Source organism: Thalassotalea psychrophila (assembly GCF_031583595.1).
Classification (GTDB): Bacteria; Pseudomonadota; Gammaproteobacteria; order Enterobacterales; family Alteromonadaceae; genus Thalassotalea_A; species Thalassotalea_A psychrophila.
Genome location: NZ_CP134145.1, coordinates 1,720,220 through 1,736,205, shown reverse-complemented (window position 1 = coordinate 1,736,205; position 15,986 = coordinate 1,720,220). Strand labels below are relative to the sequence as shown.

The following is a 15,986-nucleotide window of genomic DNA, read 5'->3' as shown; positions in this document are numbered from 1 at the left end:
CATTAAATTACTGCTCACTTGTGCTGGTTAAAATCCTTCAAGGCGGCGTTGCTCTCAATCCCAATAGCCAGCTATTGGTCAATCGAGCGTCTTTCCTTGATTTATTTTTCCTGCGCACAACAAGATCACAAACTTAATGAAACTGGTATTACTTCTGCGAATAAGAAATATTCAATAACTTAGCTAAGTCTAGAAACGTGGGCTTGTTTATAATCAACTCGCCTTCATCGTTTTTAGCTTTTAGTTTTTCTACACCACTTCGATACCAGTTTGCCAATGAAGGTGGTAACTTTTCTTTTGACTTATTGTTCATTAAAAACAGTGCTTGTACAGGTAAAGATCCTATAAATAATGAGTACACTAAAGATTGTTTCAACTGCTCGATGCCAATAAATAGTATTGGCATTAAAAAAGCTAATAGCGCTAACGCCCCACCATATTTAAGTACAAAACGACTAACGATAACAGCTCTGTATTCAGAAAAATATTGAATGAGTTCTGGTCGTTGTGGCCAAAGATTTACGTAATGGCGACCTTGTTTTACTTGCTCTAATAAAGATTGCTGCATGATTTCTATTCTGTATGATTAACACTATAAAGATAACACATATTAGGAAAATAATTTGAAAATATATGGGCTCAAAACGTTACAAAATTTATCTGAATGCATAATATTTGGACTTTTATAGATCAAAAATCACTAATTTAGATCTATAAAAGGATCCTTTTATCAAGCTAACCGTGTCATATTAATAAGAGTTAATATGTATTTATAGCCATTAAAGACATATTTTAAGTGCTAACTGATTATACAACAAGCTGTTCAAAATACAAACAACAGCTAGCATAGCTCACTTTTCAAGCGGTTCATTTTATTCTTTTAAATACAGTAACTTACAACTATAGTAAAAGCTTATGCACATAATTACCCACATCTTTTGTGGATAATGAATTTTAGATAAATAAATAAAGTATCGCGATTAATGTCATTTAAGCTTTAGTTTTTGCAAGTTATCTAATAAACATCACTAAAATTAGGTTATATAGCTAAATTTTATTTATTATCACTTTACTTTCTATACCATTAGCATGTTCTGTACGGTATAGTTAGGTGAATCAATAAAAGCACTGATGAGACTTTAATGACCAAGCAAACTCTGCAAATATTAGATGAATTATTTACCATTCACAGCTTCACACCTGAAACTGAAGTACCTAGCGCGGTCTTTTCTGCCAAAGTATATTTTATTAGTAAAACTTATGATGAGTTATCAATTGTTGTGCCTGAAGGTATTCATTTAGACAGTTTAGAAAGCGAGTCAAATTGGCGCGCACTTGAAGTTTTGGGCCCTCTGGGTTTTTCATTAACTGGCATTTTATCAAATATTGCTGGAGTTCTAGCCGAAAAAAAAATAAGTATTTTCGCTATATCTACTTTTGATACAGATTACATTCTCGTAAAACAAGATACTTTAAAAAAGGCAGTAAATTGTTTAAGAGCAAACCATTATCTTATAATTAATGATTAACCTATTAATCATAAAATTAAGAACAAATAAATATAAAATTAGAGAAAATTAATGACTATTCTTTATGGTATCCATAATTGCGATACTGTTAAAAAAGCCAAATCATGGTTAGAAAAAAATAATATAAACTATAAATTTCATGACTTAAGAAAAGATGGATTGAATGACAGCTTGTTAGACAGCATTGTTGCTAAATCAAGTTGGGATTTATTAATAAATAAACGAAGCACAACGTTTCGTAGTTTAAGCGATGAGGTTAAAAATAATTTAACAGCAGATATCGCCAAGCAAACTGTTTTAGAGCAACCAACCTTGTTAAAGCGCCCTCTATTAGAAATTAATGCACAATTGCATTTAGGCTTTAAGCCAGCTCAATATGAAGAGATTTTTAGCCATGACTAACCAATCCGCAGTAATTGAACTAACTAAAGACTTAATATCTAGAAAATCAGTAACACCATTAGATGAGGGCTGCCAAGAATTAATGGCCAACAGACTTATTGCTGCTGGTTTTAATAATGAATCTATGGTTTTTGAAGATACTACCAACATGTGGGCAAGACGCGGCACTGAGCATCCGGTGTTTTGTTTTGCCGGTCATACCGATGTAGTGCCTGCTGGGCCTGATTCAAAATGGCATACCCCTGCTTTTGAACCTACCATTAAAGATGGCTGGCTTTATGGTCGCGGCGCTGCCGATATGAAAGGCTCTCTTGCTGCGATGATCGTTGCTACCGAGCGTTTTGTAAAAGACTACCCAGATCATAAGGGTTCCATTGCTTATTTAATTACTTCTGATGAGGAAGGCCCATTTATTAATGGCACCACTCGAGTTATTGACACTTTAGAAGCTCGCAATGAAAAAATTGATTGGTGTATTGTTGGTGAGCCATCAAGTACAGATAAAGCTGGCGATATTGTTAAAAATGGCCGCAGAGGTTCAATTACTGGCGACTTAACTATTCATGGTGTGCAAGGTCATGTTGCCTATCCGCATTTAGTCAAAAACCCTATCCACCTGGCAACTCCTGCTTTAACAGAATTAAGTACAGAACATTGGGATGACGGTAATCAATATTTTCCGCCAACCAGCTTTCAATTATCTAATGTAAATTCAGGTACTGGTGCAACTAATGTTGTGCCAGGTGAACTACACGCTATTTTCAATTTGCGTTACAGCACTGAAATTAATGATGACATTATCATTACTCGAGTCACCGATATTCTCGATAAACATCAACTCGATTATGAATTAAAATGGACCTTTAATGGCAAACCGTTCATTACAGGTGAAGGTAAGTTACTTTCCGCGGTGGTTGATTCAGTTAAAGAAGCCAATGGCGTAGATTGTACACCGTCTACTGCAGGTGGAACTTCAGATGGTCGTTTTATCGCCCCAACAGGAGCGCAAGTTGTCGAACTTGGACCTACTAATGCAACCATTCATAAAGTTAATGAAAGTGTAAATTGTCAAGACTTAGAAGATTTGGTAGAAATGTATTATTTGATCATGAAAAAACTTTTAACTGATTAGGATCTTTATTCAACCTATGCCAACAGCGATATCGAAAGCCAGTATTACTGGTTGCACTGATGCACATATTCACTACCTCAATGACAGAGTTGGTGTGCATAAGGCAATGGTTGATGCATTTTTAAAATTACAACAAGCGGCTTTAGCAGCAGGCTTTAATCTAAAAATAGCCAGTGGTTATCGCTCTTTTGACCAACAGCTTGCCATATTTAATGGCAAGTTGTCTGGTCAGCGGAATGTGTTAGATATTAATAATCAAAAGTTAAATCTTGCAGATTTAAAAATCCAAGAAAAGATCACAAGCATTTTACTCTTTTCTGCCTTGCCTGGTGCGAGTCGGCACCATTGGGGCACAGATATTGATGTATACGACCCTGATCTCCTCAATGATAAACCATTGCAGCTTGAATCTTGGGAGTATGAAGCAACGGGTCCACAAGCACCGTTAACCAAATGGCTCGATGAAAATATGAAAGATTTTGGCTTTTACCGTCCTTATGATTTATATCGTGGTGGGGTTGCGGCTGAGCCTTGGCATATTTCGTATCACCCATTGGCGAGTATGTACAGTTCGAAACTTACACTAGATTTGCTTAGAGATTGTTTAGCGACAAGTGAGATATCAAATAAAACTGACCTTTTAGCCATGTTAGATATTATCTATAATCAATACATTATTAATGTAGGAACACCTTAATATGGACTCTTGGGTAATTATCGCCATCATAATTGCAGTTGTTGCCACACTTATTGGTAATTTATCAATGTTGCAAAAAAGTGCAAAACCTATTCGTAAAAACAGCCTAAACGATTTACAAGAAACTCTACCTAGAGCAGGCGTAAAACGAAAAGAAGAAATTGAACAACAACGTGAGCACCGCAAAAATAACCGCTAACTAGTAGATCCCGTAACAAGTACGGGACGACGAGAGTCGATTTCCTGCTTATTGAGTTCTCCAATACACAAATTCTTACACTCTCCCTGCACATTATAACTCCATGAAAAGTATCAATTTTTAACATTTCATTAACATTTAGTTATATTTGCTAACATTTTGTAAATTTAACTAATATCGCAAAACATCTAAAATATCCTTAAATACTTCAAACGCCTAACCTACTGAAAATTAACATTAAAAATATTTTTATTACAGTTGGCACAGTCAATGCAACGTTAGGTCTAGATAATACGACTTTTGTTATCCCGTACTTAATACGGGCTGACAATATATAAGGTAAAAAGTGATGAAATCTCCTAAATTCAATTTAAAATCTGTGCTGCTAGTATCAACAATGCTTTCTTCTTCAATATTCATAACGGGTTGTAATAATGCAGAAGCCGTAGCTGAAGACAAACCCGCTGAAGTAATTGCCATCCCTGTAGAAGTTGCCTTAGTACAAAGTGGTGACATCAGTTCTAACTATGTTTCAACTACGGTGTTAGAACCAAAAGAAGAAGCGGAAGTTATTTCAAAAGCATCAGGTATTTTAGAAAAGCTTTACGTAGAAGAGGGCCAATTCGTTGAGGCCGGCGAGTTACTTGCTGAAATAGAACCAGAACGATTTCAATTAAGAGCTGAAAAAGCACAAGCTGAACTTTCAAGTTTAAAAATAGAATTAGACAGAATTAATAAAGTTCATAGTCAAAAACTAGTGAGTACTGATACGTTTGATAAATTAAAGTGGCAATATGAAATTGCTAAATCTAATGTAAAAATTGCTGAGCTAGATTTAAAAGAAACAAAAATACTGGCACCAATTTCAGGGTATATTTCAAAGCGTTACGTTAAGGAAGGTAACCTGGTTGAGCAATATCAAAGCCAAAAACTTTTTCATATCGTTAAAATGCAAGTATTAGAAAGCACAGTAAATTTACCTGAACAAGAATTAAGTAAGTTGCGCTTAAACCAACCAGCTAAGCTTAGTTTTACTGCATTTCCAAACGAACATGTGATCGCTCATGTTGAACGTATAAGCCCTGTTGTTGACTCAGATACCGGTACATTTAGCGTAAAACTTAGAGTTGAAAATCCTGACAATAAACTTAAAGCAGGTATGTTTGCGCAAGTTAAACTGGTTTATGACGTACATAACAACACTAAACTTTTGCCTAAAAAAGCTCTTATATCAATGGATAACAAACATACAGTGTTTACCATTGATGACAATAAAGCCCATAAAACTGTAGTAACTCTTGGCTACGAAGATGAATCATTTGTCGAAATTATTGGTGGCTTAGACTTAGATGCCATGGTGGTAACTACAGGTCAAAACAATTTAAAAGATCAAGCCGTAATTCAAGTAATTGAAGCTATTTAAGTAATATAATAAAAATAAAAATTCAAGGAAATTACTATGAACGTGGTTAATGTTGCGGTTAAAAGGCCGGTAACTGTATGGATGTTTACGTTTGCTGTGCTGTTATTTGGTATGGTGAGTCTATCAAAGTTATCGGTTAATTTATTACCAGAATTATCTTACCCTACTCTAACAATTCGTACCGATTATATAGGTGCAGCACCAGGAGAAGTTGAACAGCTTGTTACAAAACCTATTGAGGAAGCTGTTGGTATTGTTAAAGGTGTGCGCAATATACAGTCAATCTCAAAAGCAGGTCAGTCAGATGTATTGCTTGAATTTGAATGGGGAACAGAGATGGACTTCGCCAGCCTTGAAGTTCGAGAAAAGCTCGATGTTATCCGCCTCCCCCTAGACGTAAAAAAACCTCTGTTATTACGGTTTAACCCTAATTTAGATCCTATTATTCGTTTTGCTTTGAAAACAAAACAAAGTAGTGAAAACTTTGATGAACAAAAACTTAAATCAATAAGAGACTATGCCGACGAAGAGTTAAAAAGAAAGCTTGAATCGGTCAGTGGCGTTGCGTCAGTAAAATTGGGCGGCGGCTTCGAAAAAGAAATTCAAATTTTAATTGACCAACATAAAGTTAGCCAACTTGGTATTGACAGCCAGCTTATTGTTGAACGATTACAGCAAGAAAATATCAACCAATCGGGCGGTCGTGTAGAAGATGGCACACAAGAATATCTAGTACGCACCTTAAACCAATTCAAAAGCTTAAATGACATGCGCAATGTCTATATTACCAGTGTAGATGGTAAACACATTCGCTTGTCTGATATTGCCAAAGTTATTGATTCACACAAAGAGCGTACGTCAATTACCCGTGTTAACGGTGCTGAAGCAGTAGAAATCGCTTTATATAAAGAAGGTGATGCAAATACTGTTAAAGTTGCCAAAAGTGTGGATTTTCGAGTGGAACAATTAACCGAGGAACTGCCCGAAGGTTTAGAGCTTGTTAAAGTTTATGACCAATCAAAGTTTATCGCTAACGCCATTAGTGAAGTAAAAAACGCCGCAATTATTGGTGGCTTATTATCTATGCTGATTTTATTCTTTTTCTTAAAAAACATTTGGGCAACTGCAATAATATCTATTTCAATTCCAGTGTCGGTAATTGCCACATTTAATTTAATGTATGGTAATGATATTAGTCTGAATATCATGAGCTTAGGTGGAATTGCGTTAGCGGTAGGCTTATTAGTAGATAATTCTATTGTAGTATTAGAAAACATCGCTCGCCAAAAAGAATTATTAGATGGCTCAGAAAGCGCTGCCAATAAAAATGCAGCCGTAATAGGCACAAAAGAAGTATCTACGGCAATTATGGCCTCGACATTAACCACTATGGCGGTTTTCTTTCCGTTGGTGTTTGTCGAAGGTATCGCAGGACAATTATTTAGAGATCAGGCGTTAACGGTTACTTTTGCCTTATTAGCTTCGCTTATCGTTGCTTTGACCCTTATTCCAATGTTGTCATCACGTGAGTTTAAGCAATCAAGTGTTGATGAAGACATCACCAGTAAGCGCCAATTAACCATTAATGCTAGTAAATTTCAAAAAGTAAAATATCACTTAGCTACACCGTTTATTTGGTTGTTTAGAGGATTATTTTATTACCTACCATTACTTATTTCTATGGTGATTACCTTTACGTTTAGGGGTTTAAAACTACTGTTAAGCAAAGTTTTTACGCCACTGTTGTGGATATTCGATAAAGTTTATAATCGCTTAGCTAGCTTATATCAAAACCTTTTGGCTATTGCCTTAAACCAACGAGTTGCTGTACTTATTATTATCATTGCTATGAGCACATCGGCTATTCCATTAGTTAAACAATTAAATGTCGAAGCGATCCCGTCTTTAGCACAAGGTGAGTTTTATGTAGAAATTAGCCAACAACCCGGTACGCCTTTAGAACAAACCGATAGTACTTTGGCCAAACTTTCTAACGAAGCAGCAACGTTAACACAAGTTGATAGAAGCTATGCTTTAGCCGGAACAGGTAGCTTAATGAACGCATCACCAGCTCAAGGTGGTGATTATTGGGGTCGATTAAATGTGGTACTAAAAGAAGGTAGCACGAAAGCCGATGAACAATTGGTTATGATGCACTTGCGCAAGTATTTGCAAACAATTCCAGGGATTCAAATGAAATTTTCAAGCCCTGAACTATTTAGCTTTAAGCCACCAATTGAAATTGAACTTTCGGCTTTTGATTTAGATTTACTTAAACACTATAGCGATGTGATCACTAACAAACTTAATGATAATAAACGCTTTATTGATGTAAAAACTTCTTTGCAAAATGGTCATCCTGAAATAAAAGTATTTTTCGATCATCAACGTTTAGCACAACTTGGTTTAACGGCGCCGCAAGTGGCAAAATTATTATCAACCAAAGTTGGTGGCACAATTGCCAGTCAATATTCGATAAAAGATAAGAAGGTTGATATTTTAGTGCGCGCCGATGAAGCAAGTAGAGATTCGGTTAACGATATAAAACAAATTATTATTAATCCACAAAGTGATAAAGCTATCCCTCTTTCAGCGGTAGCCGAGGTAAAGCTTTCAGTTGGACCTAGTGAAATTACTCGCATCGGACAACAACGAGCAGCGGTTATTTCGGCTAATTTTGCTTTTGGTGATATCAATGCCGCTGTACAAGAGGTACAAAGCATTATTGATGAATTAAATATTCCTTTAAACGTTAGTGCCAACATTACCGGCCAAAATGAAGAAATGGATGTGTCGTTTACCTCGCTTATGTATGCCTTGCTACTTGCGGTTTTTCTTGTGTATTTAGTGATGGCCTCGCAATTTGAATCTTTACTGCATCCGTTACTCATATTGTTTACCGTGCCATTAGCTGCTGCAGGGTCAATTTATGGCCTGTATATTACCCAAACGTCACTGAGTGTCATTGTTTTTATCGGGCTGATCATGCTAGCCGGTATAGTGGTTAATAACGCCATTGTATTAGTTGATCGCATTAACCAACTTCGCGAGTCAGGTATGGCTAAAGGTGATGCTATTATGGCATCAGCGACATCTCGTTTACGCCCTATTGTAATGACAACGTTGACCACAACCCTAGGCTTACTACCATTAGCAATAAGTTCTGGTGACGGCGCTGAAATCAGAGCACCAATGGCTATTACGGTAATTTTTGGCTTGTTATTTGCCACGCTTTTAACGCTATTTTTCATCCCTGTTCTATACAGCGTTTTTGACCGCAAGCGTTTTGGAGAAGCAAATGCCTAGTTCTAAAATGCAATCTAATCTTACTGCGAGCGAGAAGAAAGAAACACTTGGTGCAACACTCGCGACTTTTGCTTTAAAACGCCCCGTTACCGTGATCATGATATTTTTGTCTTTATTACTGACCGGCATTATTTCTAGTCGTTTACTACCGCTGGAAAAGTTTCCAGGTATCGACATTCCACAACTTTGGATTAATGTTCCCTACCCCGATGCATCACCAGCAGAAGTAGAGCGCTTGATAACTCGCCCAATTGAAGAGTCATTAGCAACCATATCAGGTATAAAACGCATGCGTTCGACTTCTCATGAAGGCGGCGCAGACATACAATTAGAGTTTGAGTGGGATGATAATATCAATGCAAAAAGTATTGAAGCTCGTGAAAACGTAGATGCAATTCGCCATTTGCTACCCCGTGATGTTGAACGAGTTCTAGTTTACCAATTTAACACCAATGACTTCCCCATTTTTCAACTTAGGATCTCATCAGAACAAGATTTATCAATGGCCTATGACTTACTTGATAGAAACTTAAAGCGCCCATTAGAACGAGTACAAGGGGTAAGTAAAGTAGAGCTATATGGCGTTGATAAACGTCAAATAAGCATTCGCTTAGACCCGGACAAATTAGTGGCTTTACATATTGATAGAGCGCTGCTAGTCAAAAACCTAAATGAGAATAATTTCTCAATGGCAGCCGGTCATTTTTATGACAACGGCAAAAAAGTAATGGTTAATCCAGTGGGCGAGTATCGCAGCATTGATGAAATTAAAAATTTGATCGTACAAGATAATATCCTTTTAAAAGATATTGCCAGTGTTGAAATGACGCTACCTATTCCCTGGGAAGGAAGACATTTAGATCAAACCTACGCCATAGGCATGAACATTCTGAAAGAGTCAAATGCCAACTTGGTTGATGTTTCAAAGCGCGTATTAAAAGTTATTGAAGAAGTTAATGATAACCCGCAGTTTAATGGCATAAACCTTTACGTTATGGATGATACGGCAAAAGGCGTAACCGATTCTTTGTCTGATTTATTAAACGCAGGCATGCTAGGAGCTCTTTTATCCGTAGGTATGCTGTATATATTTTTACGTCATTTTGTTACCACCATGATTGTGGTGCTATCAGTGCCTATTTCAATTTGTATTACCTTAGGGGTTATGTACTTTGCCGGTTATAGTTTAAATATTTTATCAATGATGGGCTTATTGTTGGCTGTAGGTATGTTGGTTGATAATTCAGTAGTGATAACTGAATCAATATTTCAAGAAAAGCAAAAAACTGACGATATTGTTGAAGCGACTAAAAAAGGCGTAAATAAAGTTTCCCTTGCGGTGATCGCAGGTACAGCAACTACCATGATTGTGTTCTTGCCAAATATTGTCGGTAAAAAAATAGACATCACCATTTTCTTAGAACACGTCGCCATTGCTATTTGTATATCATTATTTGCGTCACTATTGATTGCCCAAACGTTAATCCCTTTACTAACAAGTAAAATCAAATCGCAAATAAAGCCAAGTCAGAACCAAGCCAAAGCCAATCGACTTGAGAACTTTTATTTAAAAAGTTTACGTTGGACTCATCATCATAAAATAGCGACATCAATTATTGCCCTATTAATTTTATTCAGTATTGCGATTCCGTTGCAGTTCGTTACCGGTGATGAAGAGCAAAATTTTAATGATAATCGTCTGTTTATTAGCTGGGAAATAAATGACCAGTTCAATTTCGACACATCAGAAAAAATAATAAGCAAAATGGAAGACTACCTGTATAGCAATAAAGAAGAGTTTTTAATTGATTCTGTTTATAGCTATTACGCTGCTCACAGCCTACAAACAACATTGATTTTGCATGATGGTGAGTTACCAATATCAATGAATGAGTTAAAAGAAAAGATCCGTGAAAATTTGCCTAAATTTGTTCGAGCTACTCCTCGCTTTGGTTTTGATCAAGGTAATGGTGGCGGCGTCCAAATTAACTTAACCGGTATATCTACTGACGTTTTAATAGAGTTAAAAAATAACCTTATACCATTAATTGAGCATATTGACGGCATTACCGATGTTACTTCTGACATCCGTGGTGAGAAAAAAGAAATGCAAATTACTGTCGATAGAACGGCTGCATTTCGCCATGGTCTAAGTACTCAAGACGTTTCTAGTGCAATTGCCTTAGCGCTACGTGGACAGCCACTTAGAACCTATCGTCATGGTGATAGTGGTGAATTAGATATCTGGCTTAATTATGATCTAAAAGTAAAAAAATCTATCGATGAATTAAAAAAACTTCCGGTAATAGAACACGACGGAAAAATCATTACGCTAGATAACGTTGCGACTATGAACATTAAACCAAGATTAAGTGAAATCCGTCGTTACAATCGCCAAACAGCAATCACCATACAAGCAAATTTAGATGATATGACTTTAGATGATGCAAAAGAAAAGCTTGAAGCAATGTTATCTACCATTGCTCTCCCATCGGGTTACAATTACAACCTAGATGGCAGCTTTGTTCGCCAAGATGAAACTGAAGATGTCATGGGTCTAAACATGTTACTTGCCGTCTGTATGATTTACATTGTTATGGCAGCTTTATTTGAAAGCTTGCTATTACCAACCGCGGTTATCACCTCTTTGTTATTCTCTTTTGTTGGAGTATTCTGGGCGTTTTTAATAACCGGTAGTACGATGTCGGTAATGGGTATGATTGGCATGCTAATTCTGATGGGAATCGTCGTTAACAATGGTATTGTGTTAGTCGATAGGATCAATCAATTAATTGAAAATGGGCAAGAAATAGAAGCGGCAGTAATGCAAGGCTGTAAGGACAGATTACGCCCTATTTTGATGACTGTATCAACCACCATTTTAGGCTTGATCCCATTAGCACTTGGCAACACGCAAGTTGGCGGTGATGGTCCAACATATGCACCAATGGCAATTGCAATAATTGGCGGCCTTACGTTTTCAACTGTCACCAGTTTATATCTAGTACCTCTTGCTTATGTTTTACTGCTGCGCTTAAAAGCCTATACCTCAAAATTAATTGGCAATTCCAAAAACATCATCAGCAAAGTGATCAAAGCCTAGACAAATAAGTTAAAACTAGGGTCAGAGTCAAGTTAAAGGGCAGTGATATTTTATGCAAATAAAATATCGCGGCCTTTTATTGCCACCCTCTTTTTTATCCTGTTGTTTCCCTAACTCCCTTTACCTTTCCTGAACTTGTTTCAGGATCTAACTTGACTCTGACCCTAGTTTTTTCGGTATAATAGCGCGGATTTTATTTATCAATTATTACAGTGGTTTTAAATGTCTGATTATCAATTACGTTTTGGTGGTATTGAACGCTTATATGGCGTTGATGGCGCTAAGCATATCCAACAAGCACACTTTTGCGTAATCGGCATAGGTGGGGTTGGCTCATGGGCCGCTGAGGCGCTTGCTCGAAATGGTATCGGCCAAATTACCTTAATCGACTTAGATGATATTTGTATCACCAATACGAACCGCCAAATTCATGCGTTAGCTGACACTATAGGTGAAGGCAAAGTTGAGGTAATGGCTGAGCGCATAAAACAAATCAACCCTGAATGTGTCGTTAATGAAGTTGAAGATTTTATCACCCAAGAGAATTTATTTGAATTAATCACCAATAAATTCGATTACGTTATAGATGCCATTGATTCGGTTAAAGTAAAAACTTCGCTAATTGCTCATTGTAAACGTCAAAAAATACCTATGATTACTGTCGGTGGAGCTGGCGGTCAAATAGACCCTACTAAAATAGAAATTACAGATTTAAGTAAAACCTATCAAGACCCACTTTTAGCGAAAGTTAAAAATCAATTACGTCGTGATTTTAATTTTCCTAAAAATGTAAAACGAAAATTTAGTATTGATGCGGTATTCTCCACTGAGCAGTTAATGTACCCAACTAGCGAAGGTGGTGTTTGTCATGCTAAACAAAGTAATGATGGCGGAATGCGTTTAGATTGCAGTGGCGGTTTTGGCGCAGCAACACATGTTACCGCTAGCTTTGCTTTTTTTGCTGTAAGTAAAGCAATGACTAAATATCTAGCGAAAAAACAACGCCAAGCCTAAATAGGGTTTGAAGGGTACTGACTCCTTTAAAATTTACTATACTGTTTTTATTGCAACTTATTGCTAATAAGAATAAAAAGAGATAGTGAATGAATATCAAAGATATTATTAACAATTACAACAGCTCAATTCCACTTGAACAAGCTTCGACCCCACCAAGTGCCTGGTATACAAATGCTGAAATAGCTAATTTAGAACAAGACACCGTATTTGCTAATAATTGGCTCATTGCCGCTCGTGTTGAGCAACTGCAACAACGAGGTAATTATGTGGCGACTGAAATAGCCGGTCAGCCCATTGTTATCGTTCGTTCTGAAACAATTAAAGCTTTTTATAATGTTTGCCGTCATCATGCGGCGCAAGTTATGGAGACAGGCTCTGGTTGCGCAAGAGCTCTAACCTGCCCTTATCATGCCTGGAGTTATAAACTTGATGGGTCATTGGCAACAACACCAAAATTTGAAGGTGTGTGCGATTTTGATAAAAGTAAAAATGGTTTAAAAGAAGTTAGAGCTGAAATATGGCAGCAATGGGTTTTTATTTGTTTAAATGAAAACGCGCCACCGTTGCTTGAATTTTTAGGTGATTTAACCAATCAATTTAAACCATTGAACAGCGCAAAAATGAGTTTTCATAAACGTGTTAGTTACGAGATGAATTGTAATTGGAAAGTGTATGTTGATAATTATTTAGATGGCGGCTATCACGTACCAATATTACACAAAGGCTTAAACAGTGCCCTTGATGGAAAATTTTATAAAATTGAAATCAAAGACAAATATTGCTTACAATCTTGCCCAACCAAACAAAGAGATAATGACTTCTCAGCTGTACGTACCGGTACAGCCCGTTATTTTTGGCAATACCCTAATGTTATGTTTAATTTATACGATGGCATAATGGGAATAATGATTGTTGAACCTATCAATGTTGATTCGTGCCGAGTGATTTTTGATTACTTCTTTGATGGTAGCAACCCCAAAAACACTCTGGAGTTTAAAGACAACAGCGTAACAATTGCTAATAAAGTGCAAGGTGAAGACTCTTATGTATGCGAGTCGGTACAACGAGGATTAGCTTCTAAAGGTTATGATACCGGTCGTTTATCAGTATCTAAAGAAGCTGGTGAACATTTATTCCATCAGTTATTACATCAAGACTTATCTGCGGCCGGTACTGATTGAGGGCTTCTTTTCATTATAAAATAAAATGGTATTGCAGCAGCAAGTAAAACAAAACCCCAAATAATTGTGGTTATTCCCATATTCACAATGATCCAAATTGAGAATAATATAGCTATTACAGCTAATAGTAGTGTTATTGTTGAAGGCTTAGACTTAGCAGATTTGGAGTCACGCATGAGCATTCTGAAATTCACCACTGCACATACTAAATATGGCAAAACTGAAGTTAAGGTTGATAGCAATATAATAAAGGTAAACTGATCGACCAACCTTTGTTCAAAGTTCATTAGAACTAGCAGAGAAACTAATATTGACGATATTACAATACCTTTAACCGGAACTCCTTTACTTGATTGCTCGGCAAACACTTGTGGAAACAAGCCATCTTTCGCCGCCGACATCGGTACTTGACCAACACATAAAGTCCAGCCATTTAGCGCACCAAAGCACGACACTACAGCAACACCTCCGACTAAATAATACGCCCAATCACCAAACAACAAAGCTGCAGCATCAGCAAATGGCGCATTGGATTGCGCTAACACACTGGGTTCGATTAACCCCATTACAGCAACCGTTCCGGGTATATATATGCAGGCTGAAATAAGCGTTCCTAAAACCGCTGCTCGAGGTACATTTTTCTCGGGGTTTTCAACTTCATCCGCAGGAATACTTGCCGACTCTAACCCAAGAAATGCCCATAATGTCAACACAGCAGTGGAGGCGATTGCTGAAAAATCAGATTGTTCCGACAAATTCCATGGCTGAAAATGTGATGGTTGTAGATAAAACAAGCCAACTACGGCAATGATCAGTAGTGGAAAAACTTTCAGCAAAGTAGTAATTAACTGCACTCGCCCTGCTTCTTTAACGCCTCGCAGATTTATAAATACTAAAAACCAAACAGTCCCCAAAGTCACGCACAAAGTAAATATCCCTTGCTGCTTCAGCTCAGGTATAAATACCGATAAATAACTGACCAACGCAATAGCGATCGCGGCATTGGCCGTAAACATACAAACCCAGTAGCCCCAAGCAACTAAATACCCCATAAAGTCACCAAACTCAGCTCGGGTATAATTATAGGGACCGCCTGATCCTTTTATCTTTCGAGCTAAATTTGCAAACATATAGGCAAGCGCTAGTGAACCCAACGCTGAAAATACCCAGCCCCAAATGCTTACGCCACCATATAATGCTAACGATGCCGGTAATAAGAAAATACCGCTGCCGATCATATTACCAGTAACTAAAGATGTGGTAGTCCAAAAACCTAAGGGTTTATCTTGATTAGACACAGGGAAGCCTTAATTATTTTATCGTTGTTTATTTAACCTAGCGGTAATCACTCAAAACTGCAAGGCTCAGGTCTTCTGTTTGGTAACGAATCACGAAGAACTAGCAGGTGCAGATACACGGGGTCAGACCAAAACCTATTATTTTTAGATAGGGTTTTGCTCTGACCCCAGTTCCATGTAACCGGAACTAGTTAACCCATAAAAACCAGCTAGATGAAAGAAGTGGCTACGCCATAACGCGCGAATACAGAATTTATACCATCCGTGGCAATTCTAAGTTAAATCATCCATGATTTAAAATTCACGCCAACCAACTTAGAAAATAAGATTGGTCCGAATTTATTCGGACGTAAAAAACAAAAAAGGCTGCAAAATGCAGCCTTTTCAATGAAATAACTATATCCCCTAACCGTTGTTAGCTTCTTCAACGCGGTTCTTTAATTTTTGCCCCGGTCTAAAAGTTACAACTTTACGTGCAGAAATAGGAATATCTTCACCCGTTTTTGGGTTTCGTCCTGGTCGTTCATTTTTAACGCGCAAATCAAAATTACCAAAACCTGATAATTTAACCTGTTCGCCACTTTCTAAACTTCCTCTGATCTCTTCAAAAAACTCTTCTACCAATGTTTTGGCATCTCGTTTACTTAAACCGAGTTCTTCATATAAGTGTTCTGATACTTCTGCTTTGGTTAGCGCCAT

At 37.2% G+C, this 15,986-nt stretch carries 13 protein-coding genes; 10 read left to right on the top strand and 3 right to left on the bottom strand.

The features are described from left to right. Positions 1-148: 148 nt before the first annotated feature. Positions 149-568, bottom strand: coding sequence for a terminus macrodomain insulation protein YfbV (gene yfbV, locus RGQ13_RS07230; RefSeq protein WP_348392885.1), 420 nt, complete (start codon positions 566-568; stop codon positions 149-151). 574 nt (positions 569-1,142) lie between these two features. On the opposite strand from yfbV, the gene RGQ13_RS07225 reads away from it, so the two are divergent. The 10 genes from RGQ13_RS07225 (at position 1,143) to RGQ13_RS07180 (ending at position 13,989) form a co-directional block, all read left to right on the top strand. Further along, positions 1,143-1,529: an ACT domain-containing protein gene (locus tag RGQ13_RS07225; protein WP_348392884.1), complete on the top strand. Its 387-nt coding sequence runs from the start codon at positions 1,143-1,145 to the stop codon at positions 1,527-1,529. A gap of 51 nt (positions 1,530-1,580) precedes the next feature. Then, positions 1,581-1,931, top strand: coding sequence for an ArsC family reductase (locus RGQ13_RS07220; protein ID WP_348392883.1), 351 nt, complete (start codon positions 1,581-1,583; stop codon positions 1,929-1,931). After that, positions 1,924-3,063: a succinyl-diaminopimelate desuccinylase gene (dapE, locus tag RGQ13_RS07215; RefSeq protein ID WP_348392882.1), complete on the top strand. Its 1,140-nt coding sequence runs from the start codon at positions 1,924-1,926 to the stop codon at positions 3,061-3,063. The genes RGQ13_RS07220 and dapE overlap by 8 nt, the downstream gene beginning before the upstream one ends. A 16-nt stretch (positions 3,064-3,079) precedes the next feature. Then, entirely contained in the window at positions 3,080-3,760 is a 681-nt protein-coding gene (locus RGQ13_RS07210) for a M15 family metallopeptidase (protein WP_348392881.1), read from the top strand. 1 nt (position 3,761) lies between these two features. Next, positions 3,762-3,959 carry a hypothetical protein gene (locus RGQ13_RS07205; RefSeq protein WP_348392880.1) on the top strand — a complete coding sequence of 66 codons (198 nt, stop codon included), beginning with the start codon at positions 3,762-3,764 and terminating at the stop codon, positions 3,957-3,959. 349 nt (positions 3,960-4,308) lie between these two features. Continuing rightward, positions 4,309-5,382, top strand: coding sequence for an efflux RND transporter periplasmic adaptor subunit (locus RGQ13_RS07200; protein WP_348392879.1), 1,074 nt, complete (start codon positions 4,309-4,311; stop codon positions 5,380-5,382). A gap of 36 nt (positions 5,383-5,418) precedes the next feature. Beyond that, positions 5,419-8,688, top strand: coding sequence for an efflux RND transporter permease subunit (locus tag RGQ13_RS07195; protein ID WP_348392878.1), 3,270 nt, complete (start codon positions 5,419-5,421; stop codon positions 8,686-8,688). Next, a complete protein-coding gene (locus RGQ13_RS07190; RefSeq protein WP_348392877.1) occupies positions 8,681-11,791 on the top strand; it encodes an efflux RND transporter permease subunit in 3,111 nt (1,036 codons plus the stop codon). The genes RGQ13_RS07195 and RGQ13_RS07190 overlap by 8 nt, the downstream gene beginning before the upstream one ends. Before the next feature lie 222 nt (positions 11,792-12,013). Next, positions 12,014-12,805, top strand: coding sequence for a tRNA cyclic N6-threonylcarbamoyladenosine(37) synthase TcdA (tcdA, locus tag RGQ13_RS07185; protein ID WP_348392876.1), 792 nt, complete (start codon positions 12,014-12,016; stop codon positions 12,803-12,805). An 89-nt stretch (positions 12,806-12,894) separates the two neighbouring features. Beyond that, entirely contained in the window at positions 12,895-13,989 is a 1,095-nt protein-coding gene (locus RGQ13_RS07180; RefSeq protein WP_348392875.1) for an aromatic ring-hydroxylating oxygenase subunit alpha, read from the top strand. On the opposite strand, the gene RGQ13_RS07175 is transcribed toward RGQ13_RS07180, so the two are convergent. Continuing rightward, a complete protein-coding gene (locus tag RGQ13_RS07175) occupies positions 13,959-15,287 on the bottom strand; it encodes an amino acid permease (protein WP_348392874.1) in 1,329 nt (442 codons plus the stop codon). The two genes, RGQ13_RS07180 and RGQ13_RS07175, sit on opposite strands and share 31 nt — an antisense overlap. A 405-nt stretch (positions 15,288-15,692) precedes the next feature. Continuing rightward, a complete protein-coding gene (gene ihfA, locus RGQ13_RS07170; RefSeq protein WP_348392873.1) occupies positions 15,693-15,986 on the bottom strand; it encodes an integration host factor subunit alpha in 294 nt (97 codons plus the stop codon).

What these genes read in the sequence shown, in the direction of transcription:
- RGQ13_RS07205 (WP_348392880.1), top strand. Translation starts at nt 3,762, where the DNA reads ATGGACTCTTGGGTAATTATCGCCATCATAATTGCAGTTGTTGCCACA.
- RGQ13_RS07220 (WP_348392883.1), top strand. Translation starts at nt 1,581, where the DNA reads ATGACTATTCTTTATGGTATCCATAATTGCGATACTGTTAAAAAAGCC.
- RGQ13_RS07195 (WP_348392878.1), top strand. Translation starts at nt 5,419, where the DNA reads ATGAACGTGGTTAATGTTGCGGTTAAAAGGCCGGTAACTGTATGGATG.
- yfbV (WP_348392885.1), bottom strand. Translation starts at nt 568, where the DNA reads ATGCAGCAATCTTTATTAGAGCAAGTAAAACAAGGTCGCCATTACGTA.
- ihfA (WP_348392873.1), bottom strand. Translation starts at nt 15,986, where the DNA reads ATGGCGCTAACCAAAGCAGAAGTATCAGAACACTTATATGAAGAACTC.
- RGQ13_RS07225 (WP_348392884.1), top strand. Translation starts at nt 1,143, where the DNA reads ATGACCAAGCAAACTCTGCAAATATTAGATGAATTATTTACCATTCAC.
- RGQ13_RS07180 (WP_348392875.1), top strand. Translation starts at nt 12,895, where the DNA reads ATGAATATCAAAGATATTATTAACAATTACAACAGCTCAATTCCACTT.
- RGQ13_RS07190 (WP_348392877.1), top strand. Translation starts at nt 8,681, where the DNA reads ATGCCTAGTTCTAAAATGCAATCTAATCTTACTGCGAGCGAGAAGAAA.
- RGQ13_RS07210 (WP_348392881.1), top strand. Translation starts at nt 3,080, where the DNA reads ATGCCAACAGCGATATCGAAAGCCAGTATTACTGGTTGCACTGATGCA.
- tcdA (WP_348392876.1), top strand. Translation starts at nt 12,014, where the DNA reads ATGTCTGATTATCAATTACGTTTTGGTGGTATTGAACGCTTATATGGC.
- dapE (WP_348392882.1), top strand. Translation starts at nt 1,924, where the DNA reads ATGACTAACCAATCCGCAGTAATTGAACTAACTAAAGACTTAATATCT.
- RGQ13_RS07200 (WP_348392879.1), top strand. Translation starts at nt 4,309, where the DNA reads ATGAAATCTCCTAAATTCAATTTAAAATCTGTGCTGCTAGTATCAACA.